Source organism: Sphingobacterium endophyticum (genome assembly GCF_009733535.1).
Classification (GTDB): domain Bacteria; phylum Bacteroidota; class Bacteroidia; order Sphingobacteriales; family Sphingobacteriaceae; genus Sphingobacterium; species Sphingobacterium endophyticum.
This window is the reverse complement of sequence record NZ_SMMI01000006.1, coordinates 91,089-115,323: the sequence shown is the minus strand read 5'-3', so window position 1 is coordinate 115,323 and position 24,235 is coordinate 91,089. Positions and strand designations below refer to the sequence as shown.

The 24,235-nt window shown below is 39.4% G+C and carries 19 protein-coding genes, 1 tRNA gene and 1 pseudogene; 9 read left to right on the top strand and 12 right to left on the bottom strand.

Translation table 11 applies throughout. The annotated features are described in order from the left end of the window. Window positions 1–2: 2 nt before the first annotated feature. A complete protein-coding gene (locus E0Y80_RS09685) occupies window positions 3–1,184 on the bottom strand; it encodes an MFS transporter (RefSeq protein ID WP_156307472.1) in 1,182 nt (393 codons plus the stop codon). A gap of 244 nt (window positions 1,185–1,428) precedes the next feature. Between E0Y80_RS09685 and E0Y80_RS09680 the strand changes: the two genes are divergently transcribed. The 8 genes from E0Y80_RS09680 to E0Y80_RS09645 all read left to right on the top strand — a co-directional run bounded on the left by E0Y80_RS09680 (window position 1,429) and on the right by E0Y80_RS09645 (window position 15,416). After that, on the top strand, window positions 1,429–4,608 hold the full coding sequence (locus E0Y80_RS09680) for a S41 family peptidase (protein WP_156307471.1): 3,180 nt from the start codon (window positions 1,429–1,431) through the stop codon (window positions 4,606–4,608). Between the two features lie 158 nt (window positions 4,609–4,766). Continuing rightward, complete coding sequence (locus E0Y80_RS09675; RefSeq protein WP_156307470.1) at window positions 4,767–5,342, top strand: sigma-70 family RNA polymerase sigma factor; 576 nt, start codon at window positions 4,767–4,769, stop codon at window positions 5,340–5,342. Between the two features lie 12 nt (window positions 5,343–5,354). Beyond that, entirely contained in the window at window positions 5,355–6,362 is a 1,008-nt protein-coding gene (locus E0Y80_RS09670; RefSeq protein ID WP_156307469.1) for a FecR family protein, read from the top strand. Between the two features lie 101 nt (window positions 6,363–6,463). Further along, window positions 6,464–9,976 carry a TonB-dependent receptor gene (locus E0Y80_RS09665; RefSeq protein ID WP_156307468.1) on the top strand — a complete coding sequence of 1,171 codons (3,513 nt, stop codon included), beginning with the start codon at window positions 6,464–6,466 and terminating at the stop codon, window positions 9,974–9,976. A gap of 12 nt (window positions 9,977–9,988) precedes the next feature. Continuing rightward, window positions 9,989–11,974: a RagB/SusD family nutrient uptake outer membrane protein gene (locus E0Y80_RS09660; protein WP_156307467.1), complete on the top strand. Its 1,986-nt coding sequence runs from the start codon at window positions 9,989–9,991 to the stop codon at window positions 11,972–11,974. Window positions 11,975–12,649: 675 nt separating this feature from the next. Then, window positions 12,650–14,212 carry a calcineurin-like phosphoesterase C-terminal domain-containing protein gene (locus tag E0Y80_RS09655; protein ID WP_156307466.1) on the top strand — a complete coding sequence of 521 codons (1,563 nt, stop codon included), beginning with the start codon at window positions 12,650–12,652 and terminating at the stop codon, window positions 14,210–14,212. Between the two features lie 184 nt (window positions 14,213–14,396). Beyond that, a complete protein-coding gene (locus tag E0Y80_RS09650) occupies window positions 14,397–14,591 on the top strand; it encodes a metallophosphoesterase family protein (protein WP_156307465.1) in 195 nt (64 codons plus the stop codon). Window positions 14,592–14,807: 216 nt separating this feature from the next. Next, the gene (locus tag E0Y80_RS09645; RefSeq protein WP_156307464.1) at window positions 14,808–15,416 is read left to right on the top strand and encodes a hypothetical protein; all 609 of its coding nucleotides are present in this window, start codon (window positions 14,808–14,810) and stop codon (window positions 15,414–15,416) included. Between the two features lie 11 nt (window positions 15,417–15,427). Here E0Y80_RS09645 and E0Y80_RS09640 read toward each other — a convergent pair whose 3' ends face one another. Next, window positions 15,428–16,369, bottom strand: coding sequence for a GT-D fold domain-containing glycosyltransferase (locus tag E0Y80_RS09640; protein WP_156307463.1), 942 nt, complete (start codon window positions 16,367–16,369; stop codon window positions 15,428–15,430). A 187-nt stretch (window positions 16,370–16,556) separates the two neighbouring features. Here E0Y80_RS09640 and E0Y80_RS09635 point away from each other — a divergent pair. Then, window positions 16,557–16,632: transfer RNA gene (locus E0Y80_RS09635), tRNA-Lys, on the top strand. Window positions 16,633–17,441: 809 nt separating this feature from the next. On the opposite strand, the pseudogene E0Y80_RS09630 reads toward E0Y80_RS09635, so the two are convergent. The 10 genes and pseudogenes from E0Y80_RS09630 to E0Y80_RS09585 all read right to left on the bottom strand — a co-directional run bounded on the left by E0Y80_RS09630 (window position 17,442) and on the right by E0Y80_RS09585 (window position 24,221). Continuing rightward, window positions 17,442–18,140, bottom strand: a pseudogene (locus tag E0Y80_RS09630) (RteC domain-containing protein). Window positions 18,141–18,474: 334 nt separating this feature from the next. Further along, window positions 18,475–18,831: a nuclear transport factor 2 family protein gene (locus tag E0Y80_RS09625; protein ID WP_156307462.1), complete on the bottom strand. Its 357-nt coding sequence runs from the start codon at window positions 18,829–18,831 to the stop codon at window positions 18,475–18,477. Window positions 18,832–18,833: 2 nt separating this feature from the next. After that, window positions 18,834–19,418, bottom strand: coding sequence for an FMN-dependent NADH-azoreductase (locus tag E0Y80_RS09620; protein WP_156307461.1), 585 nt, complete (start codon window positions 19,416–19,418; stop codon window positions 18,834–18,836). Between the two features lie 35 nt (window positions 19,419–19,453). Next, window positions 19,454–20,302: a sigma-70 family RNA polymerase sigma factor gene (locus E0Y80_RS09615; protein ID WP_156307460.1), complete on the bottom strand. Its 849-nt coding sequence runs from the start codon at window positions 20,300–20,302 to the stop codon at window positions 19,454–19,456. A 38-nt stretch (window positions 20,303–20,340) separates the two neighbouring features. Next, window positions 20,341–21,363: an alpha/beta fold hydrolase gene (locus E0Y80_RS09610; protein ID WP_197091543.1), complete on the bottom strand. Its 1,023-nt coding sequence runs from the start codon at window positions 21,361–21,363 to the stop codon at window positions 20,341–20,343. Window positions 21,364–21,462: 99 nt separating this feature from the next. Further along, a complete protein-coding gene (locus tag E0Y80_RS09605) occupies window positions 21,463–21,828 on the bottom strand; it encodes a nuclear transport factor 2 family protein (RefSeq protein WP_156307458.1) in 366 nt (121 codons plus the stop codon). Between the two features lie 25 nt (window positions 21,829–21,853). Next, the gene (locus E0Y80_RS09600; RefSeq protein WP_093364784.1) at window positions 21,854–22,522 is read right to left on the bottom strand and encodes a flavin reductase family protein; all 669 of its coding nucleotides are present in this window, start codon (window positions 22,520–22,522) and stop codon (window positions 21,854–21,856) included. 183 nt (window positions 22,523–22,705) lie between these two features. After that, window positions 22,706–23,098, bottom strand: coding sequence for an antibiotic biosynthesis monooxygenase (locus E0Y80_RS09595; RefSeq protein WP_156307457.1), 393 nt, complete (start codon window positions 23,096–23,098; stop codon window positions 22,706–22,708). 56 nt (window positions 23,099–23,154) lie between these two features. Next, entirely contained in the window at window positions 23,155–23,751 is a 597-nt protein-coding gene (locus E0Y80_RS09590) for a hypothetical protein (RefSeq protein WP_156307456.1), read from the bottom strand. Between the two features lie 32 nt (window positions 23,752–23,783). Next, complete coding sequence (locus E0Y80_RS09585; RefSeq protein WP_156307455.1) at window positions 23,784–24,221, bottom strand: carboxymuconolactone decarboxylase family protein; 438 nt, start codon at window positions 24,219–24,221, stop codon at window positions 23,784–23,786. Between the last annotated feature and the right edge of the window lie 14 nt (window positions 24,222–24,235).

Sequence of the window (24,235 nt, the reverse complement as noted above, 5' to 3'; positions counted from 1 at the left end):
TCTTATTTTTCCCGGAAGACACTAAGGCGGCTGGTCATGATAAACATCAAAAAGCCAAATAGTGAAAAGATTGCAAAGGAATAACGCAAACTGAATAATTCAGCAATATATCCGATTAAAGGCGGACCCATCAGAAATCCAAGATAAGAAATACTCGAGACCATCGCCAATGCAACACCTGCTGGGATGGTCTTGTGTTTTCCAGTAACACTATATACTGTCGGTACGTTGCATGCAACCCCCAATCCAACGAGCATAAAAGCAAAGGTACAAACCCATAAATTAGGGAAAATTACCGATGCAAGCATACCTACAAACATCAGAATTCCACTTACCTGTAAGGTTCTCTGCCTTCCAAAGCGGGAAATTACAGCATCCCCTATAAATCGACCTAATGCCATCATAATCATAAAAGATGCATAGCCTAGGATAACCAGTTTTTCTGGTGCTTTTACAACATCACTAAAATAAACTCCGCTCCAATCAAACATGGCGCCTTCTGTGGCCATACTGAAAAAGCCAATAATTCCCAGCTGAACAATCAATGAATCAGGTTTGAATTTGCTCTTTTCCTTAGTTTCTTTTTTGCTGCCTTCTTCAGGAACTAGATAGTTTTTATTCAACAAAATATTGATAACCAACAATACAATGATACCCACGAAATGGCCAATGGTGTTGATGTTGAAATTTAATGTTAACAAGCCTATTAATGCTCCTGTGAATCCTGCTAATGACCATGCACCATGGAAGGAGGACATAATGGACCTGCCATAAAGCTCCTCGGCTAAAACGCCCTGGGTATTGACGGAGATATTACATAAGTTACCCGTAACCCCAAATAGAAATAACGAGGCACCCAACATCCAGGCATTTCCCGAAAAACCAATTAATAGTAAAACCAAAGCATAGAAAAACGCAGCCCATGACAGCACTTTATGGCTTCCATAACGATTTACCAATGCTGCTGAGATAGGCATTGTAACCAATTGGCCAATAGGTAGCATCAATAAGATCGTTCCCAATTGTGCCTCTGATAGCTCTAATGCGTTCTTAATTGTTGGAATTCTACTTGCCCAACTCGCAAAGGCTAATCCCTGTCCAAAATAAAATAATGTTACAGCTACTCGGATTCTGCTTTTCACGGATTGAGAGACACTGCTGCTTGCCTCACCTAATGATGTCATTCTTGATCTGATTTGATGCAAATGTAGAACAATTTTAGCATTTCATAATAACATAAGTGTAAAAAATACACACTTATAACTATTTATTAATCTTTATGTTATAAAACATAATTTTATTTTCTTTAGAATAGTTAAAATATGTTTAGCCTGACTTTATTTACCCTTTTAATTAGCAAAATCATTGCTGGATAATAAATCTGAATTGTACATTTGTTCTGTATCAATTTTAAATTGACCTTTATTTATGAACAAATCATTATTAACCCTTGCATTAATGCTGGCTGGTTCCATGTCATTGATGGCTCAGGTTCAGCCGACCTTTTTATCCAATCCTACAATTAGCCCCGATGCTCAGACCGTGGTCTTTAGCTTTGAAGGCGATTTATGGAAAGTACCAACTGCTGGTGGACCTGCCCTGCGCATGACTGCCATGGAAGGAAATGAAATTATGCCGCGTATTTCTCCGGATGGACAATGGATCGCTTTTTCCTCCAATCAAAATGGAAATATGGATGTGTACGTTATGCCAATGACAGGTGGAAATATAAAACAGATTACTTTCCATGAATCTACGGACGAAGTAGACTCCTGGAGCTGGGATAGCAAACAAATCTATTTTACTTCCGGACGTGCTAATCGACTTTCCAGTTATAAAGTAAGTAAAGATGGCGGAACTGCAGAACGTATTTTCCCTCATTTCTTCAACTATATCCATAATATGGTAGAAACTCCTGCCGGTGAATTGTTGTACACGGATTCTTGGGAAAGTTATTCAGCGGCCAATAGAAAAAGATATAAAGGGGCCTTTAATCCCGATATCAAAGGATATAACCCTAAAACAAATGTTTATAAAGATTATACGACCTATGAAGGGAAAGATCTTTGGCCGACCGTAGATAAAAACGGAACCATATATTTTGCTTCCGATGAAGCTAATGATGAATATAATCTTTATAGCATCAATAATGGAAATAAGACTTCTTTAACGCAGTTCAATGAGTCGATACGTAATCCTCAAGCGGCCGCAAATGGAACTGCCGTTGTATTTGAGAAGGGGTATCAACTTTTTGTCTATGATGTCGCCAGTAAGAAAACTACTCAACCTGCAATTAGCCTAAGTCGCAATCAAATCCTTGGAAAGTCCAAAGAATTTGACGTGAAAGGAACGATTAGCAACTTCGATATTTCACCGGATGCTAAAAAAATGGCCTTCATTTCCAGAGGCGAACTTTTCGTAAGTGATATTGATGGTAAATTCATTCGCCAAATGCCTACCCGGGGGGAAAGAATTACTGAAGTCAAATGGTTAAAGGACAACAAAACCATTGTGTACAATCAAACATTAGATGGTTATCTGAATTGGTATTCGCGCTCCGGAGACGGTAAAGGTGAAGCAAAGCAACTTACTCAAGACAAAAGGAATAATCGCGATATTACATTCAACAAGGACCTTAGCAAGGCTGTTTATTTAAGTGGTAGGGATGAAGTAAGATTGTTAGATCTCAGCAGTTTGAAGAGCGAAACAATTGTAAAGGATGAACTTTGGGCTTTCCAAAATTCTTCACCTTCATTTTCCCCTGATGGAAAGTATGTGCTATTCACGGCAATCCGCAATTTCGAACAGGATATTTTTGTCTATCATATCGCTGATAAAAAAGCCATAAATTTAACGAATACAGGAGTAACTGAAGCAACGCCGGTCTGGTCCCCTGATGGTAAGTATATCTTCTTCTCCAGCAACCGAACTAAGCCTTCCTATCCTACCGGTATGGAAAATGCAAGCCTATATCGCATGGCCCTGGAAAACTTTGATGAACCATATAGAATTTCTAAGTTCGATGATTTGTTTAAAGATCCCGAAAAGGATAAAGAGAAAAAAGATTCTACAGTTACCAAAGACAATAAGAACGTAAAAGAAAAAGATAAAAAAGAAAAAGCTGCCGAGAAAGACGATAAAAAGAAAATGCTGGTAACTATTGATGTGCAAGGCCTTTCGGACCGGATCACACAAGTCAGCCCTAATGCAGGAACACAATATAACCCACAGGTATTTGCAAAAGGTGAGAAAACTTATCTGTTCTATATGTCAAACCATGAAGGGAAATGGGCAACCTATAGAATTACCTTTGAACCTTTTACAAATTCTAAAACCGACAAGGTATTTGACGGTGGGATGTCGGGATTGATGGAGGTTGACGCTAAGTTTTTTGCTTTGGTCAATGGAAACATTCAAAAATATAACCTCGATCAAAATAAATTGGATGCCATTGATGCCAACTTCAAATTTACCCGCGATCTGGATAAAGAATTTAAGCAGATGTTCTATGAAACCTGGGCAAATGTGGAAGAGAACTATTACGATGAAAAGTTCCATGGTGTGGATTGGGAAGGAATGAAAAAGAAATATGGAAATTACCTCTCTGGAATCAATAATAGAATGGACCTCCGAATCTTATTGAACGATATGTTAGGCGAATTGAATTCCTCCCATATGGGCTTTAGCACTTTTGGAACGGATGAACGTAAGCAATATAACTTTGTAACCAATGAATTGGGTGTTGTTTATGATAATAAGGATCCATATAAAATTGCGCAGATCGTTGCGAACGGACCGGCTTCAAGAAAAGATGTCAACCTGAAGGTAGGCGATGTGTTGGTAGCTGTGAATGGAAATAAAATCGATAAAAACCTAGACCGTGATTCCTATTTTACCTGGCCATCCCTAGCTAATGAAATTCAACTCACGGTTAGCCGTGGAGGAAAGGACGAAATTATCAATATCAGACCTCAAAGCAATGCTGCCTTTAAAGATTTGCTATATGATGAATGGATCAAGGGTAATAAATCCAAAGTCAATCAATTGAGCAACAACCGCATTGCCTATTCACACATGAAGAATATGGGCGGGGATGAACTGCAATCTTTTTTAATTGATATGGCCGAACAGGAAAACAATAAGGATGCGGTTATTCTCGACCTTCGCTATAATACAGGTGGAAATGTACATGATGAAGTTTTACGCTTCTTATCGCAAAGACCCTACTTGAAGTGGCAATACCGGGGTGGACAACTTTCTCCTCAAAGTAGTTTTGCTCCTGCAGGAAAGCCGATCGTTCTTTTAATTAATGAACAGTCCTTAAGTGATGCCGAAATGACGGCCGCAGGATTTAAAGCCCTCAAGCTCGGAAAGATCATCGGTACTGAAACCTACCGTTGGATTATCTTTACCTCCGGAAAAGGATTGGTGGACGGTTCATTCTATCGCCTACCATCTTGGGGCTGTTATACGCTTGATGGAAAGGACTTGGAATTAACTGGAGTGGCGCCTGATATTGCTGTGAAAAATACAGTTGCCGATCGCGTCGCCGACAAGGATCCACAGCTGGAAAGAGCGGTCCAGGAAATTCTGAAAGATTTAAAATAGAGATTTCAAGGGGTGGGTATAATTATTCACCCTTTTTTATTGTCTTTCAATACACAGATCAATTATTTTTTAAAAAAGTAATAATAAAGTTGCAAAAATGATTTTAACCCCTATTTTTACAATAAATTATACATAATACCTAAATCCTACTTAACCAGATGAATCCTTTGCCATTAGTTTATGAACTTTCTTGGGAAGATTTTGACCTCATCTCGAGGCTAAAAAACAACGATAACTCCGCGTTTTCAGAGATTTACTTCAAACATTGGGAGCAATTTTATGATTTTTGTCTAGGATTCTTAAAGGATGATGACCTTGCAAAGGATGTTGTGCATGATGTGTTCTTGGACTTCTGGAAAATCCGACATAAACTAGCTATTCGCTATTCAATTAAAGCATACCTTAGTGTTTGTATTAAAAACAAATGTATTTTTGTCATGAAGGAAAGAAAGAAAGTTGAGATGACGAACATTGAAAACTTGGAAATCATGACTTCGGAATACGACCAATTGGCTATCAAGGATATTGAACAGCAGCTAAATTATGTTCTGAAAAACAAGATAAACCATAAGAGCAGAACAATTTTTGAACTGAACCGTTACGAAGACCTCAGTTATAAAGAGATTGCCAGCCGAATGAATCTGAGTGTAAAGTCCGTTGAATATCATATGTCCAAGGTCTTAACTTTGCTGAGAAAGTCAATTTTAGTGATAACCTCAATTTTATTCTTCTAAGAACTGGAGAATATGCATGAAAAGAACAAAGAAGATTTAGGGTTAGAAATCCACGACAGAATTATTAAGTCCATTAGGAAGGAGAACAGGAAGAGAAATAGGAAGAATTTCTCTATGCTCTCGATCTTAGTGCTGATTTTGCTATGCGGCAGCTTTTACTTTTCATACCGTGATGAAATCCTTTCCTTTGTCCAAAAAAACAATGGCCGTGAAATTACCGCCGATTTCCTAACAGGAACCATTACTGAAAAAGAAGCATCTAAATCCACTACCGAAAACCTACAGATTGGTAAAGATAATACCCAAGCCATCTATCGGGATGAAAAGGACAATAAGATGGTTCTGAATGTCGCCAAATTAGATCTTGCCGATGACGATGTACTCAACATCAAAACCGGTATCGGGGGTTTCTATCGTGTGGAACTACCCGACGGATCCATCGTAAATCTAAATGCCAACTCCAACCTGCATTATACAGCATCATACCTGAAAGACAGAAAACTAACGCTTTCGGGAGAAGCCTATTTTGAAGTTAAGAAATTGCTTGCAGGAAAGAAAAGAGTACCATTTGAAGTCAAAACAAACCAACAGTCCATTAAAGTTTTGGGAACGGAATTCAATGTTAAAACCTCCGGAGAATTTGATGAAACCCTGTTGTTTGAAGGAAAGTTAAATGTCAAAGGGGTAAACTCCGGAAAGGAAAATCTCCTTGCTCCTGGGGATCTAATCCGAGTGGGTTCCAACGGTTCCGTAGTAAAAGAATTATCTGAGGGTGAAATCGAGGAACTTCTGGCCTGGAAAGAGGGATTCCTTTATTATGAAAACCGTAGCCTTGCGCATATTCTATCCGATTTACAGAAATACTATGACTTTGATTTCGACAGGAAACTAGTCCCAAAGGAAAATTTCACTATTTACCTGGCTCGTGAAAATAACCTCGGTGAATTGATTGCTATGCTCGATGCTTCTAGTTTGGCAGGCTTGAAACTCAATAATAAGTCCCTGATTTTTAGTAAATAAAATTTATTTTATTTTTTTTTAGGGTAGCCCCCAATTTTATACTCTATATAGGTGAGAAGATCATAAAAGAACCATTTTATAATCCTAACACCTAAATATGTATGAATAAAAAATTCTTTACTCATTTACAGAGCTATGGAAAGTTTGGAAGCTTATCAATCCCTAGGATACATAGAGCATCTAAATTAGCTGTAATCATTTCCTGTTTAGCTCTAAATGGTTTTGCACTGGGCTTTAGCCAAACCATTTCATTAAACCTGAAAAACGCTTCAACAAAAGAAGCGCTGACAGAAATCCGCAAAAAAAGTGGATACCAAATCGTTTACAACGAATCATTATTGTCAAATAGTGCGAAGGTAACCATCGTAGATTCCAAAATAAGCCTTCAAGCTGCCCTCAACAAAATATTGGCCAATCAAGATGTCACGTTTGAAGTTAAGGATAAAGTTATCCTGATCAAGCCTGCGATCCGAAATGCTGTTGTCGAAGCACATGCCAATACCGGTCGTGAAGCATTGCAAGCTACTGTGAGGGGACGTGTGGTAAACAAAGAAGGACAGCCGATTCCAATGGTAACTGTTACTGAAAAGGGAACCAGCAATAAAACCTCTACCAATGAAGATGGCGAGTTTACTTTGAATGTTGCAAAACCAGATGTGGTATTGGAAGTTACTTCAATTGGTTATTCCCCGCAAACTGCCGCAGCTACAGGACAAACCCTGACCATAACCTTGGTGGAGCAGGAAAACCAAATGGATGAAGTTATTGTCGTTGGTTACGGTCAACAAAAGAAAGTCAACCTAACAGGGGCCGTTTCGACCGTAAGCGCGAAAGAACTGGAAGCACGACCTGTTCAAAATGCCGCACAGGCGCTTCAGGGATTGGTCCCGGGATTAAATGTTCAGACCTCTGGATTAGGTGGTGAATTAAATCAAACGATGAACATCAATATCCGTGGTGCGGGTACAATCGGTGTAGGATCTAGTTCTGCCGTCTTGGTATTGATTGATGGAATGGAGGGTGATATCAATGCCCTGAATCCTAATGATATCGAAAATATTACCGTTTTGAAAGATGCTGCTGCGTCCTCCATCTATGGCTCTCGGGCTCCTTTTGGGGTAATCCTGGTAACAACAAAATCAGGTAAATCCGGTAAAACATTAGTTAATTATAATAATAACTTCCGCTTTAGCAAACCTCGTGGATTACCGACCATGCTCGATTCTAAAACATTTGCCTATTACTTTAATGAGGTTAAAGCAAATGATGGTGAACAGGCCGTGTTCTCCCAGGAGGCTCTGGAAAGAATTATTGCTTATCAAAAGGGTGAAATAACATCGGTAAGTCAGCCGGATGCCAATGGTAAATGGCAATATTACGGCGGATCCAATGGAAATACGAACTGGTTCGATGAAGTCTATCGCGACTATTCGCCCTCTCATGAGCATACCCTAAGCGCCAATGGCGGGACGGATAAGGTAAATTTCTATAGTTCCTTAAACCTGATGGACCAAACCGGGTTGAATAAATATGCCGATGATAAGTTCAAACGCTACTCATTCTCGAATAAGGTGAATGTCAAGCTTCATGAAAAAATTGACCTCATGTCAAACACAAGGTTCGTACGTGAAGACTATGGTAAAGCCGGTCACATGAATGACCTCTATTATCATAACATTGCTAGACGCTGGCCAACAGTTCCTGTGAGGGATGATAACGGTCATTTTTCGGACCCTAGTGAACTTGCCCAAATGACTGAAGGTGGACGGTCCAAATTGGTAAAGGACTACCTATACCAACAATTGCAGCTACAGGTAAAACCTACGCAAAATTGGAACATCACGGGTAATGTCAACTATAGGACGATCAACCATAATGGCCATAATGAAGTATTAAAAGCCTTTGCCTATGACAAGGACAACAATCCATATCCAGTGGCCGTTGGCTGGAATTCCGCTGGATATACCAGTGTTTCAGAAAGCAACCGTAAGGACGAATACTTTAGCACAAACTTATTTACAGATTATTCTTTGAATGTTGCCGATGACCATAACTTTAAATTCCTACTGGGATTCAACTCGGAGCTTAACAAATACAGCACCCTGAATGGAAGTATGAGTGATCTGATCTCTGACAATGTTCCTACCTTAAATACAGCAACCCTGAACCCATTGACATCCGGTCAATATCAACATTGGGCAACTGCGGGTTTCTTCGGCCGTATCAACTATAACTACAAAGAGAAATACCTGTTTGAAGCGAATGGTCGGTACGATGGTTCATCCCGTTTCCCTCAAGATTTGAGATGGAATCTTTTCCCTTCATTCTCCGCAGGATGGAACGTCGCAAATGAAGATTTCTGGACTTTGGATGATGCAATCTCCGTATTCAAACTGAGAGGATCTTACGGTGAATTGGGGAACCAATATACCGATAACTGGTATCCATTCTATCCAACATTACCGTTTACCGTAAATGGAAATACTTGGTTGTTGAACGGTCAGAAACAGAACCTTGCCGGTGCGCCAGGTTTGATCGCCTCATCGTTAACTTGGGAAAGGGTTTCAAGCTGGAACGTTGGGTTTGACCTACAGGCATTGAACAATAGATTGGGAATTGGCTTTGAACTCTATCAAAGAAATACCTATAACATGATCGGTCCTGCTCCGGAACTGCCCGTAATCTTGGGAACTGCAGTTCCTCGCCTCAACAATGCTGAAATGAATTCTAAAGGAGTTGAGCTGGAGGTGAACTGGAAAGATAACATCGGCAATTTCAACTATGCAGTAAGAGGTGTATTCTCAGATGATAGACAAACAGTAACAGAGTATCCTAATCTTACAGGTACCCTTGATACTTGGTACAACGGTCAACGAGTAGGCGAAATTTGGGGGTATACAACCGTTGGCCTCGCTAAAACGCAGGAAGAAATGGATGCTCACTTAGCACATACCAAGCAAAACTTTGCAAGTCAATGGCTGGCTGGAGATATCATGTACCAGGATTTGAATGGTGACGGAATGGTTTCGGCAGGCTCCAATACAATCACGGAACATGGTGACTTGAGCATTATTGGAAACAGAATGCCTAGATACCGCTATAGCTTGGATTTGAGCGGGTCTTATAAAGGATTTGATTTTCGTATGTTCTTCCAGGGTGTAGGAAAACGTGACCATATGCCGAATGGACCTTACTTCTGGGGAGCAAACGGAGGAATGTGGCAGTCCGCTGGATTTGAGGAAAACCTTGATTTCTTCCGTGATGAAAATTCAGTTATGGTTCAGAATGGTGTGCTAGGTGTCAACCTGGATTCTTACCTGCCTCGACCTTACTTCAATACAGGAAAGAACCAGAATACTCAAACTAGATATTTACAGAACGCAGCTTATTTAAGATTAAAGAATGCGCAGATTGGTTATACCTTCAATTCAGCTCGGTTGAGCAGTATCGGGGTGTCGAAAATTCGACTATACCTTTCCGGTGAGAACCTATTGACCTTTACTAAAATGGCAAAGGTATTCGATCCTGAAACAGTGGGCCTTGGGGGATGGAATGATGGTAAAACCTACCCATTCTCTACTGTTTATTCGTTCGGTCTAAACATTAATTTTTAATCCAATTGCTTTATGAAAACAACATTCAAACATATATTATTCATGGGCCTGGCAGTTGGCAGTTTGCTTAGCAGCAGCTGTAACAAATACTTGGACCGTGCGCCTTTATCCAATGTTACTCCAGGAGATTATCTAAACACAGAACCTGATCTAGCAACTTATACACTTTCTCGATATGCCTTTCCATCCCATGGGGGATGGGGACTGGGTACCTTTGCAAATGATAACCACACAGACAACCAGTTGACGAGTTCTTATGCAACCCGTTGGGTTCCCGGTGAATGGAAAGTACCTACCTCTGGTGGTGATTATTCTTTTTCCGCAATCCGTGAGATGAATTATTTCTTTGAGCAGGTCCTTCCAAAATGGAAAGAAAATAAGATCTCAGGGGCAACCAATAATATTGAACATTATATCGGCGAAGCCTATTTCCTACGTGCCTATGAATATTTTAATAAGGTTCAGACGCTAGGGGACTTTCCGATAGTGAAAACAACCCTAAAGGATGAATTAGGCCAATTAGTCGAAGCTTCGGTCAGACAACCTAGAAATCAAGTGGCGAGATTCATTCTTTCTGACCTTGACTCGGCAATCATGCTATTGAAAACTCCGTCTCCTAATCAACAGAACCGTATTTCTAAAAATGTAGCTTTACTGTTTAAATCGCGTGTCGCTTTACATGAAGCAACCTGGCTAACCTACCATAAGAACACAGCGTTGGTTCCGGGAACTTCCAATTGGCCAGGAAAGAAATCTCACCCTTCTTTTACCTTGCAGATCGACAGCGAAATCGACTTCTTCTTAACTCAGGCAATGTCTGCTGCAGAACAGGTTGCCGATGTCGTTCCTCTTGTTGAAAACAGAATGGATAATGGCTATAACTCTTCGGCAAATCCATACTTTGCCATGTTCGCAGATCTTGATTTGAACAAATACAGTGAAGTTCTGTTATGGAGAAGCTATAACGCATCATTAAGTGTAAACCATAACGTGAGCAACTATATGAATGGAGGTGGCGGTAACTCAGGCTATTCACGCGGCTTGGTGGAAACCTTCCCTATGGCAAATGGATTGCCTATTTATGCCCCAGGTTCGGGGTATAAGGGTGACGACTCCGTTTCAATGGTAAAAGCTGGCCGTGATAATCGCCTGCAATTATTCATGAAAAACCCGGGAGAGCTTAGATTTACAGATCGTAATAATACGAACGGAAGACCGATGCTCGAAGGATATCCCGATATCACCGGACTCGCTGAAACTCGTTATGTTACAGGATACGCTTTGAAAAAGGGAATGAGCTATCTAGCAGCACAGTCTGAAGGTTCAGCAGGAACGACGGGTTCCATCATTTTCAGGGCGACAGAAGCTTATTTGAACTATATCGAGGCCAGCTACCTGAAGAACAAATCCATCAACAGCAAAGCCGCTGATTATTGGAGAAGGATCCGTACGCGTGCTGGTGTCAATCCAGACTTCAATATTACCATCAATAGCACCAACATGACCGAAGAAGCCAAACGTGACTTGGGAGCGTATAGTGCCGGTGAAGTCTTAACGGATAAAATCCTTTACAACATCCGTAGGGAAAGAAGGCTTGAATTTATGGCCGAGGGTTTCCGTTATGCTGACTTGAAGCGTTGGAGATCTTTAGATCAGTTAAAAACGAATCCTTTAATCCTTGAAGGTATTAAAGTGTGGGGACCTATGGAAAAATGGTTTGTTCGTGAGGGTAAGACCCTATTGATCCAACCCAATACTTCTGGAGCAACAGCGAATGTATCTGCAAAATCGGAGAGTCCATATTTGAGACCATACCGCATCAACCTAAGCGGTAATAATTTGGTGTTGAATGGTTACAGATGGACCGAAGCACACTACTTGAGTCCGATTGCCTTCAACCATTTTTCGATTACCTCACCTGATGGAACAGCACAGAATTCATCATTATATCAGAACCCAGGCTGGCCTTTGGTCGCAGATCAAGGTGCCATTCAATAAGTTTTAGGTTTTTTGTTAGTTAGGGGGAAGGTGACCGTACGGTCACCTTCTTTTGTTTCAATCTAGATTTCTTTGTGCCCTAGCCGTCCCTTTTTCGGACGAGCAGTGGATAGGGTCATAACAAGATGTGGATGCATGCAGAACAGGACTCGAAGTAAACATGAAAGATGGAAAAATAATGGACAATACGCTGTTATGTAGATAAAATGCTGGTGTTCAATAGATCTTCGTACAGTTATTTAGGAATGTATTAACAAGAACTTATTGAAAGAGGGTAGGATTTTGGCCCGGTTGTAATTCGGAGAAATAGAAAAGGCATCGAAATGACTGACTCACCAATGGGTTTGAAGGAGAAAGTTTAAACACATTAATTATCCTGAAATAGACCCCTGAGCATCGTGTACGAGCAAATGGAATGCAAAGAATGCCAAAAGATGAAGGAGATAGCCCCCTTACTTCTTTATTGAAGCGATGCTGTAAAAAATTTCAATAGATCCTATTGGGACGAAATAATGTCAATTGTTGTAAATGTTAATTAATGAGAGATAACTCATTTTAAGTATAGGTTGAGAATCTAAATGTTTAGAACTCCAGGTCATAAATTCTTAACTTAACATTCCCTTAATCCTATATTAAACCTCAACACCTATGTTTGGCACAAACAACCCCATAAACATGAAAAAATTATATTGGTCTTTGCTTGCTTGTTTGTTTACAGGAACTGCCATTGGTCAGGAGCTTGCAATAGGAACGGTTTACATCGATGCAAATTCAAACGGCAAACAGGATAGCAAGGAAATTGGTCTTGCTGGAGTAAGTGTTAGTAACGGAAGACAGGTTGTCCAAACCGATAAGAATGGTCGGTATGAACTTCCTGTTCAAAATGATAATATAATTTTTGTGATCAAGCCATCTGGCTATGAGTTGGTATTGGACACCGATAATCATCCAAAATTCTATTATATTCATAAACCTCATGGTGCTCCGGCGTTGAAATATCCGGGTGTGGCCGCAACAGGACCATTGCCTAAACAGATTGATTTTGCATTGAAAGTTAAGGAAGAGCCTAAATCCTTTTCTGCATTTGTATTTGGTGATCCGCAGGCCTACACGCCAGAGGAGATGGAATTTTTCAAAAATGGCGTCGTAGCAGAGGCAAAAACCAAAGCTGGACCTCTCTTTGGAATTAGTTTGGGGGATTTGGTGGGAGATGATCTATCCTTGCACCCAAGTTATAAACAAACGATCGCTCAGATGGGATTGCCATGGTATAATGTTATGGGTAATCATGACATGAATTACGATGTTACCCAAGATTCTCTTGCTGATGAAGGGTTTGAGAAAGTTTTTGGTCCGGCAAATTACTCATTCAATGTGGGGGATGCACATTTTATAATCTTGGATAACATTATCTATCCGCATCCTGAAACAGGCAAGGGATACCAAGGTGGATTCAGAAAGGATCAGGTTGAGTTTGTAGCGAATGATTTAAAGTTTGTTCCTAAGGAAAAACTGATTGTATTGGCTTTTCACATTCCATTAAATCCAGAAAATAGCAAATCATTCCGGAACGATGATCGTCAGCAATTGTTTGATATCCTTGGCGAGTATCCAAATTTACTGGGGCTTTCGGCACACACGCATTATCAGCAACAAAATATTTATGGACCTGAACATGGATGGAATGGAGCCAAACCTTTTCATGAATACAATGTAGGAACCACATCGGGAGACTGGTATTCAGGATTGCCGAATGAGAAAGGTATTCCGACCTCAACGATGCGAGATGGTACACCCAAAGGATATGCAACGCTTATGATCGACGGAAATCAGTATAAGTTTGATTATAAAGTTGTCGGTAAGGATGAAAATTATACGATTAATTTGTTTGGCCCTTCAGTGGTTAAAGAGAAATACACGGGACGGTATAATCTATATGCAAACTTTTTCCTAGGTTCTGCAAACGATCAGGTACGATATAGGATTGGACAAGCGGATTGGACAATGATGGAAAAAGTTGAGGGTGAGGATCCTGAATATATGAAGGGATTATTGGCATATGAGGGTGCAACTACTTTGGTTGCTGGAAGAAAGCCGAGCGATCCTGTAAAATCGGCCCATCTTTGGAAGTTGAAATTACCTAAATTGAAGCCAGGCAAACACATTGTTGAGGTTGAAGCAGTGGATATGTTTGGCCGAAATCATGCCGCACAGAAGGAGATCGAAGTTGTTCAATAAAGAATCAAAAATCATGAAGTTGCCAATTTGAAATTTATTCCTTCTTATATAACATTCATTGCGGGAACTATAGGTTTGAAAGCATAGCGCCTTTCCATTAAATTGGGAAAGTTTAAGGTTGTTCAGTTTTCGGATATCCACCTTGTGTCGAATGCTGAGGTTTCAAAGAAGTCTATTGCCGGCCATGCAGTCGACGTTAGATGCGGAAAGGCCAGATCTTGTTGTGGAAGCGCCAAGTAAGCAAGGTGTGGATGAAGTGCTTGAAGTGGTGATATCTCGAAAGATTCCCTGTATGGTGCCTTTGGGAAACCATTATGATGAGAGTGAAATGACACGTCAAGGTGCCTATTATTTAGTAAATACCTTTGATATTGAATAAGTAGAAAGTAAATAGTTTTAAAGTTGAGGGCCATATCCTCACATCGGTCCCTGAGCTCCTCGAAGGGCGATGTTAGGATAAAGGCCTTTTGCAACCCATTGACAAGATCAGGGCGTGGATCAAGGGTACCGGCTCAGTGCCCGATTATTCTTTTGTCTGAATAGTTCGATAAAATTTTTAATTTTAGCCAAACGAGTTCAACCAATTAATCATTATATGAGGAAAGCCATATTAATTATCCTAGGTTCTGTTTCCATTTTGATTTTTATTTCAAGTTTATACCACATTAGTGTTGTTAAAAGGAGAAAAAAGATGATGGATAGAGCACAATTTTATGAGACGAGGGACCTTTATAATAAACTAGAAAATGGCCAAAATATCAGCAGAGAAGAAATCTATCCGTTTGTAGAAGATAAGTGGACAAGAGTAAACGCTTACAGACTTTTGGCTAAATATGGGATTTTGGAACTTTTCCCATCTGAATATCTAAGTTTTCAGAAAGCTGCTGAAGCGAACTTATGCTGGTGGTTAAGATTTCCTTCTGAGTTAGATGCAATTCCTGATGAAATCGAACACGTGAAACAAGTATCTTTTGATAGTGATGGGAAGCAAAATTTTGTCTATTACGAGGTTTTTAAATTCAGGACAGATTCACCTCATTGGGCCTCTGAAAAAGGTTGGATGATAGGAGTAGTTGGGCCATATTACGATTATAGCAAACCTTATGATTTTCCAGGGGCTACGTATAGTAGGTTGAAAAAGATTACGGATATTACCCCGGAGGAGGAAGTAAAATGGGCTTATGAGAATAGGTCGAAATTTTAGTTGGCCTACTTCTATTTTTCTAATATCCTAAAGATTACTTCCTTATTCTCTATATAATTTTCCGATCTTGGAAAAGGGTCGTTTTGGATCGTTTCGACCTCACCGATTTTTATTCCATTGATTGTTGTTTCAGCTGTAGCTTTTGTTAGGAAGAAATGATATTCCAGTTCTAAGTATCCAGTGTCAATTGCTCGGAAACCATCCTTTGCTAAATCATAGGCCAATACAGCTGCGGTAGGACCCAATGAAATGAGGATAAGTTTATCTTTACCGAATTTTCTTGCTGCATCAAGAATCTCATTATAATATTGGAAGGTATTGTAATTTGGACATTCAATTCTTTGAATGCACGAGGCATGTTCATAAAGTCTGCTGTCCTTTCCTAAATTGCTGCCTACACTTTCGATAATAAGTAGGTCTTGATCTTTCCAAAGCTGTTTCCACTTATTTACATTGTTCTCGATAACCGCCTGATTTTTATTCCTGTCATCTAAATAAAACCTACTAATTTGAGAGCTTAGATAGGTATAATCCTTTCTCAAGAGCTTATAAACTTTATAGAATAATTCATGTAGATAGTTCTGCCAAAATCCAATTGAAGTATCTACAAGATTATTACGGTCAATTTCAACTAAGGTTCTTGGAATAGCAATTTTTAAATTATACTGATCGACAGATCTATCCTTTAGTATGTTTTTTAATCTATTTTTTAAATGCGGATCTGCTTGCTGGAATTTTAGTGAGTTGTTCCTTGGAGAAAGGAATTCTCCGTTCAACATTAGTGTAAACTCTCCATCCCCAAATCTTGATAGTGAACATTTTGAATCTATTAAATAATCTAGGCTATCCTTATAGTTTAGGACAAGGAGTTTGTTGTTTTTGAGCTCCTTTTGGGATCTTGAAACATTGATTTTCCAGTCTATTTTATTCAATATTTTGTGAAAAATGTTCATGTTAATAATTGTGGGGTATGGATATTAATAGTATGTGTTATAAATGTATATTAATTATTAGGCTTAATGAATGAATAATTAAGCGATTTTAATTATTGTAGATTTTTTTCGAATTATCAGGTAAATGAAATAATCAAATTAATTATTTGATTTTTTTGTGATGTCTTGTACCTTTGACTCAACAAAAGACTTCGTAGCTCAGTTGGTAGAGCAACAGACTCTTAATCTGTGGGTCCTGAGTTCGAGCCTCAGCGGGGTCACCACTTGGGACAAGTTCAAAAATAGCGAACTTGTCCCTTTTTTATTTCCTTATAATTTACTGATATTCTGATAGATATACGTTGACTTGAAAATCATCTTCGGGGTTCGATGTTGTGTCTCATAAAATCACCTAAATTTAGGGGAGATCGAACCCGTTTTTAATTTTTCTTTTGTAATACTATTGTTTATCAGCTATTTAATGAATTTTATCACAAGTCGGTATGCTATTCGTTCCATTTTCAAGGGCAAAGGTAAATCAGTGTCCTTTACGCTTTACAAGGTCGAGCCTTCGGTTTGCTAAAAAATCTCCAACCTGCGGATAGTATTTTTCAGTCAAAACCTTGTTTCAGCTAAACACTGACCTTTTTAGCCCATGAAACGAAACATAGCATACTCCGACCTTTGAACGAATAAATGGTAGTGATAGAGAAACAAAACAGCACCTCCTCTCATTACCGAATAAATCAAAAGAAGTTAATTAGGTCAGACTGATATATTGAAAGCCGTCATGCCCTCCTGCAATATTGCCCTCTATCTATCAAGGCAGTCGTATGGCTTGAACGCAAGCAGGCTCGGCTGATGGCCGTCTTAAAAACTCAGAAACTTTCTGTTCGCCTAAACAGAGCAAGTTATGTTTTGAGGTGCTCGAAATATATACTGCACCTCAAAAAATGTTCACCTGAACAGAGCAAGTTGTGTTTTGAGGCACTCGAAACTCATTCTGTGCCTCAAAACTACTTGCCCTTGCAGGTGATATTAACACCCTCCGAAGTCGGTCGCATAACTATTTTAGAACCTATTAAATTGAACTTTACTTTTCGTCCTGCTCGTCCATTCTTCGTATAAGTTCCTCCCGAAGCGCATCAAGGAATTTTGTACGGTTCATCTTCCGGTTTCTCAACTCCAAATAAGTCTGATAAAAGTTGCCTAAATCAATACCAAAGGTACTTTCAAAATATTGGGCTACTTCCCTTATGTCATTGTTCCCGTTGTCAAACACGCCTTGATAGTGCAGGGCATAAATCAGTTCTATCAATGCCACTTTGCTACCTGTCCATTTCAGCTTCTTTTGGGCTTTCGATTTGTCTTTTTGGAATTTGTTATATAACTGGTCTTCGATGTAAACCTGTATCAAATCATTGGCCATTATCTTGGCGACTTTATAATCATGTGAGGTGGAAAAGGTTTGGTCAGACTGGAAATAATAAGTGTCCAATCACAGCTTTATATCATGCTTGCCCCGTAAAAACATTTTTTCGTCAAGGAACGAATTATTGCTCCGGTAATACTTATAAAAATCGAGATTATTGTCAAAGAATCTTTTTAGCTTTTTCAGTTCTTTGTTGAGGTATTTCCTTATAGGTTTTGCGCCATACGGCTTTTTTGTCTCGATTTTGTAAATGGCATTGTAGTAGATGAGTTTAGCTACAATGGCAGGTTTCTGATATTTGAAAAAGCGGATTTCTTCATCAGTATTCTTAAACCCTCTTTTCAGGACATACCCTTTCATTTCGGACAGGCATTCAAGAATATGGTGTATAACGGTTTCTATCCGTTGTATGGAACAATCTGCTTCAATCTCGAAGTCATTGATGACTGTTTCCAGTTTGTGTAACTTATCATTGTAAAATTTATCCATTTACTCGCATTTATTCTCCTATTGAGTTCCGACCGGAGCGTGCCGATCCGCTCTTACGTTAGTATTTGTTAACCCATTAGCATAATTTTAGACGGTTCCCTATTGGTTGGAGAATAATTGTTTAGAATGCAGAAATAAGGCATTAAAAAAATTATTCTTCAAGATGATTTAAGATGGCTGAATTTTATTCAGCCATCATTGAAAACTACTTCACATGGATTGTGGGTGTGTTATTTATTATTTTCCAATGCTCATTATCCCGAATACATATTATCAATGAATGAAAGATAAGAAACTCACTTTCCAACGTCGTGTGTGCAATAGCCATATGGTCTGATTGCTTTATGTTGTTTATCACCAAGCTCCTTGGGCTTCCTCCGAATCGCTTGGTACGGATGAGTTCGATATAGTCAGATTTCGAGAATACAAAAATCCCCTTCTCATCGAAAAACCCGTCCTGTATATTCTGAAAGCCGGGATGTAAGATACTTTCCAATGCTGCTACATCACGATTGTCGCCAGCTTTTACAAATGCTTCGATTGCTTTTTCTGCCTGTTCCATTTTTATTTGTTTAAGATGTTCGTAAATAATTCTTTTTGATGGTTTAGTTGTTGTTTGACAGATTCTTTATCATCCGTACCGTCCAATGAATAATAGTAAATTTCACTAATGCCAATAAAGTTCAATATCTGCTGCAGGTGCATTTCCACTAGATTGGGCAAAGCTGAATCCAGTTCCCCCATAGCGGAGAGAACGTATGCTTTTTTATTCTGAAGCAATCCGATTGCTTTGTCCTCGTCGTATCTGAAAGTTTTACCTGTCCGCAGCACAAGGTCGAAATACGCTTTCAGCGAAGAGGGTATGCCAAAATTATACATAGGCACTGTGATAAGGATTTCATCACACCCGAATAGTTCTGCTATCAACTGGTCAGACAATTTTAGGCGGTCTGAAGTATCCCCGGCAGTATAAAATTTCTCAAGTACTTCCTGCTCAAGATGAGGAATGTGGGAGGTGCCTACTTCCCGTATACTGATGCTCCCTTCCGGATTCAGTTCTTTCCATGCCCGTACAAAATTGTCTCCCGCATTGCGGGAATAGGAGTTTTTTAAACGTAAGCTACTGTCAATTCTCAATAATGTCTTCATCTTTTTTACTCTTTCTATGGAAGACCATTTGAGTACTAAATATGTGACAGCTTGGTAATATTTTTTAGCTTATCCGGGTCTACAATGGAATATATTTCCTGGATCAATCCATCTTCACTTAATTGGAGTATATGACAGTTATGGAGCTTTTCATGCTCCCAAAAGCAGACAGCAGGTTGATGATTGAAAAATTGAAAGGTAAATGTTTTTCCCATAAGAAAATGCTGCTGTACATAAACCAATAAAGTGGCCGTAGCTGTTTTCCCTATTTCCGAACCGCTCACTACCTGCACCTTCGTACCTCCGTCAGCACTGAGTTTTATGTCGTCTACCAATAAGTTCTGCAATTCCACGATGTCAGCCTGAGCCAACGCTTTCTGATACCTGCCTACAGTCTCAAATGAGTGACCCAAATGTGGGCTATAACTTGAGTATTTACTGTCTTTCAATTGTTTGTTGGCCCTGCTCAATAGCTGGCGTGAATTTTCGGTGCTTATTTCAAGCAGTTCGGCTATCTCAGCATGTGAATAATTGAAGCCCTCTTTCAATATGAAAGCCGCTCTTTCTTTTGGGTTCAGGTACTCGAACAGCACGAGCATGGTATAGCTTGCCGTTTCGTCCCTAATAAGTTTTGCATCGGCATTATCAAATGAAACAGGTTCGGGGAGCCATTCGCCGAAAACTTCTTTTTTGCTTTGGCGGGTTTTAAAATTTATAGCATGATTAATCGTGGTTTTAATCAGAAAGTTGGATTCGTGGCGGATGCTCGATTTATCCAATGTAATGTATTTTTCCAGTATATCCTGTACCAGATCTTTCGCATCTTCATAAGAACCGACAATATTGTAGGCATAGGTCAATAACTTATTATAATGTTTCTCCATCTTTTTATTCTATTTTTGATATTAGCAAATTTCAGGCTTTATGTTCCTTTATCGGCCAGAACTTCCTGCACCATAATCCTATTAAATTTTTCCGGTTCTACAAAAGCTGCATAATGCCCTGAGTTTTCAAACCAGATGAATTGTTTTTGAGGCGCTTTTAGTTTCCTGAAAAATTTATAAGCAAGTGTGGAGGGGGTATTATAGTCACACCGCCCTGCGATAAAGTAAACGGGGACTTTTACTTCCCGAACCGTTTTAAATAAATCTACCTGCATTACTTCATCCCACATGGCATTCATTGTGAAGGCTTGTCCCTTAGCTATCAGGCTATCTTTGTAATATTGCCTGGCAAAGGAATCCATATTTTTATAGAGCTGGCCAACATTGGTACCTTCACAAAAATCACCATGAAAGTGCCGGAGCCATTTTCTTGATAAATACAGGTATGATATTTCATTTTTTGAGCGGGACGGGTAATGCTTACGGAGTTTTTGCAATTGAGCCATTGCTACGCTGTCTTTTTTTAACCTGGCCTGTTGAATTGAATAATCGAGCGAAACCTTTTCATTCAAATACATACTGGTAACCTGTCCCACGCCAATATAAGCCTGAAATAGCGATGGATACTTTTGAATCAGATGCATACCCATAATAGAACCAAAAGAATAACCAACCAAATATATTTTCTCTTTCTTAAAACGCTCTTTAAGAATATGTATTAAACTTAGCGCATCATCTTCCAGCTGTTCAATAGTGATGCTTCCGGGAGGCAGGGTATCGTTGTAGGATAAACCCGTTCCCCTTTGGTCGTAGGTAACCACCGTGAAGTGCTGTTCCAGTTCCTTATTGTGTGTTTGCCAAAAATAAAAATCAGAAAACCCAGGGCCACCGTGCAATATGAGCAAAACAGGGTTCAGGGCATTTTCCCCTTTAATAAATACGCTGTGCCTGGCACCATTTAATTTAATACGGTTGTATTCATTGATGGAATTAATTTGGGCTGTACAAAACTGCCAGCTGATTGAGGTAATTATCAAGGTTATGAGGAACTTTTCTTTCATCTTATTTATATACAATGCAAATAGAAGCATAATCGCATCGTCCTGTTTTGTAAATCTTTACTGTTTTGCCGATTTCCTGTGTCTTATACAGGCTTTTGATTAAATAGCCATTCCGCTTCCGCCAACTACTTTTATGCCTTCGGGAAACTTTTTCCAAAAACGGATATATTTATATTTAGCTTCAAAAGGCTCGTTATTATAATTCCCTTTTAACTCCATCTGCAAAGTAATAACTGCCAGATCCGCTATGATATGCAGTTCTTCTACTTTGGGAGTGATTTCGTTTACTTTTAAGTTTCCCTCACGATACGTTTGCAAATCCATTTCTTTGGTTATCGTCTGACCGCCGGGAATTATAAAAAGCAGATCAGTATGCAATAGGTTGTCGAGCACTTCCGTATCCCTATTTTGGATGGCTCCGTAAAGTGTGTTCTCGAGATTTAAAATTTCGTCCTTTGTTATCATTTCTTAGTCATTATTTTTGTTTTCACTAAACTTCCTCCTGTGCTGATTTTCTATCGTTGGTATTGTATAAAATTTCAGGAATTTCTGCGAGCGTCGATTCATGTGCTTTATCGCCAAGTGTATAAAACTCCTGGAAACTCATAATGAGAGGTTTCCACTTATCGGGATCAACCCGGTTTGTATAATTATCCATAATAATTGATTGATCGAGATATACCCTGTTTATCTTTAGTTCAAATGTGATGATCTTGCCCTGCTCTAATGGTTCATCCTCTGCCAATTTATGAATGGCCATGACAACAGCTTCCATTTGTACAGGGCATTCGTTCACCCGGCAGGCATTGATGGTTTCGGAAGGGGTTCCCGTCAATCCTGCTATTTCAAATTTATTTTCTTCGAAACGATACCCCTTTAACATTTTAGATTGGGGCACTGGATTAGAACCCGTGGTTCTGGCCAGTAGGTTCACTGCCTTTGCCTCGTTTACCGAAGGCAGGTTTAATACGATCTCTTTGGTTACCAAAAGGTTTTTGGCAGTTTGGGAGGAAGCCCCAAGACCAATGATACAACGCCACCCCAACCAGAAAATCGAAGATATCGGTGCAAGATTATCTGTACCATTAGGGTTTTTGGTACTGATAAGTACTACCGGAGTGCCGAAGTACAGAATGGAAGGATAACTTTTAATGTGCATGTTAGAATACCTTTTATGATTTCATTACTCAGCTTTGCTGTTTCTTTTAAAATTAACGATACCATGCATCTATTGAAATCCGTTTCTTGCGGAATCCGGTCAAGTTCTCTTATAGACATTAAGACATCACTGTTTTATACTTTCTTGAAGATAATTATCAAGTCTGGTATAAATCTATAAGACTCACTCCTCGACCATCTGATAGATACCCCTTTCCATCGTAATACCATGTTGTTCTAAAAAGGCGGGCATTTTAATCCCTGCTTTTTGCATTGCCTCCCGTATGACCACTCTGGCATCGTCCATCCGCTGTCGGTCTGCCCAAGTGGCAACCGTAATGACCCGAAGGTCTCCACTATCGCCTGTCTGTTGAAAGATTTCATATTTTACAAAGCCGGGCTGCTGCCGAAGTGTATTTCTGATGAAAAGCGATTTTTGGGAATACTCCGCGATAGCTTTTTTGGGAATGCTGATTTTATCGATGACGGCGACATGTTCCGTAACAGTACGTTCTTCTCTGTTATTCTGTTCCATTTTTAATCGATTTTGATGTTGACCAAAAGTATTCACCGCCATAAGAATGGGGATGATAAGGATGATGGTTTTTAATGTCTATTTCATAAGACTTGAGTTTATTGTTTCCAGTTCAGCTTACCATCTTTGTCAAACATTTCGATGGACGGGTTACCCACACTATCAACCTTTAGAATAATTCTCGGTATTTCATTGTGATCCTTCATTACCAAAGCCGCATTCCCGTTTTCCGTTATCAGGTTGATACGGTTGATATTATGTCCGGGTTTCCCCGACAGGTCTTTGTCATTTATCACCAGCCCAGCCCTGAAATAATTGTCGCTTTTATTATCCTGTGCGAGAATTCCAATGGCATCTGCATTCTGGTAATCGAATGATAGGGCATTTAAGTTAGTCTGCTCATTATCGGTAATAGCAAGACCGCCTCTTTCGTCGCCGTTCTTGTCATAGAATATAAGACCTGCTGGGGCGTAAGCTCTTTTATACGTTTTTCCATCAATAATGGGCTCGGGAATGTGTTCTGTGTTTGCAATAACGACACGATTTTTTCCCGAAGCATCATTGATATTTATTCTTTCTGCATTAAAGTTTGGCCTGTTATTTAAATGTAGGTAGACAATACAAATCATCAACACGACATTGGAAACTACAAGGACAGATACCAGGATTTTGAATGGTTTAGGAATTGTTTGCATAATTGAGTATCTTTTTTAGTTCATTATTCTTTTTATACTACCGTTTTCTTGGTGCTGATTACAATCCTGTTCCATGCATTTATCGTAACAACCGCCATTATGATCTGTGCAATTTGATTTCCATCAAAAAGTTGTTCGGCCTGTCTGTACGTTTCATCGCTTAACCCGTTTTGGCTGATTAAGGTTACTTCCTCGGTTATGGCTAAAATTGTTTTCTCTTCCTCGGTAAATAATCCGGTTTCTTTCCAGGCGTTGAGCAGGAAAATTCGCTGTGCGGTTTCACCCTGCTTTAATGCATCCGTAGTGTGCATGTTGATACAAAAAGCGCAACCGTTGATTTGCGAAGCACGAATTTTAATCAGATAGAAATGCGCTTTAGAAAGTCCTGAATTGTGTAGGTAATTTTCCAGAGCGAACATTGCCTTGAATGCATCCGGCTCAAGCTGCTGTATGTCTATTCTGTTTTCCATATTTATTTTTTGTT

Bases quoted from the DNA above. Each gene is read 5' to 3' on its own strand.
- E0Y80_RS09655 (WP_156307466.1), top strand. From the start codon at position 12,650: ATGAAAAAATTATATTGGTCTTTGCTTGCTTGTTTGTTTACAGGAACT.
- E0Y80_RS09670 (WP_156307469.1), top strand. From the start codon at position 5,355: ATGCATGAAAAGAACAAAGAAGATTTAGGGTTAGAAATCCACGACAGA.
- E0Y80_RS09600 (WP_093364784.1), bottom strand. From the start codon at position 22,522: ATGCACATTAAAAGTTATCCTTCCATTCTGTACTTCGGCACTCCGGTA.
- E0Y80_RS09590 (WP_156307456.1), bottom strand. From the start codon at position 23,751: ATGCAAACAATTCCTAAACCATTCAAAATCCTGGTATCTGTCCTTGTA.
- E0Y80_RS09625 (WP_156307462.1), bottom strand. From the start codon at position 18,831: ATGGAACAGGCAGAAAAAGCAATCGAAGCATTTGTAAAAGCTGGCGAC.
- E0Y80_RS09610 (WP_197091543.1), bottom strand. From the start codon at position 21,363: ATGAAAGAAAAGTTCCTCATAACCTTGATAATTACCTCAATCAGCTGG.
- E0Y80_RS09645 (WP_156307464.1), top strand. From the start codon at position 14,808: ATGAGGAAAGCCATATTAATTATCCTAGGTTCTGTTTCCATTTTGATT.
- E0Y80_RS09660 (WP_156307467.1), top strand. From the start codon at position 9,989: ATGAAAACAACATTCAAACATATATTATTCATGGGCCTGGCAGTTGGC.
- E0Y80_RS09620 (WP_156307461.1), bottom strand. From the start codon at position 19,418: ATGAAGACATTATTGAGAATTGACAGTAGCTTACGTTTAAAAAACTCC.
- E0Y80_RS09675 (WP_156307470.1), top strand. From the start codon at position 4,767: ATGAATCCTTTGCCATTAGTTTATGAACTTTCTTGGGAAGATTTTGAC.
- E0Y80_RS09595 (WP_156307457.1), bottom strand. From the start codon at position 23,098: ATGGCGGTGAATACTTTTGGTCAACATCAAAATCGATTAAAAATGGAA.
- E0Y80_RS09585 (WP_156307455.1), bottom strand. From the start codon at position 24,221: ATGGAAAACAGAATAGACATACAGCAGCTTGAGCCGGATGCATTCAAG.
- E0Y80_RS09605 (WP_156307458.1), bottom strand. From the start codon at position 21,828: ATGATAACAAAGGACGAAATTTTAAATCTCGAGAACACACTTTACGGA.
- E0Y80_RS09615 (WP_156307460.1), bottom strand. From the start codon at position 20,302: ATGGAGAAACATTATAATAAGTTATTGACCTATGCCTACAATATTGTC.
- E0Y80_RS09665 (WP_156307468.1), top strand. From the start codon at position 6,464: ATGAATAAAAAATTCTTTACTCATTTACAGAGCTATGGAAAGTTTGGA.
- E0Y80_RS09685 (WP_156307472.1), bottom strand. From the start codon at position 1,184: ATGACATCATTAGGTGAGGCAAGCAGCAGTGTCTCTCAATCCGTGAAA.
- E0Y80_RS09680 (WP_156307471.1), top strand. From the start codon at position 1,429: ATGAACAAATCATTATTAACCCTTGCATTAATGCTGGCTGGTTCCATG.
- E0Y80_RS09640 (WP_156307463.1), bottom strand. From the start codon at position 16,369: ATGAACATTTTTCACAAAATATTGAATAAAATAGACTGGAAAATCAAT.
- E0Y80_RS09650 (WP_156307465.1), top strand. From the start codon at position 14,397: ATGCAGTCGACGTTAGATGCGGAAAGGCCAGATCTTGTTGTGGAAGCG.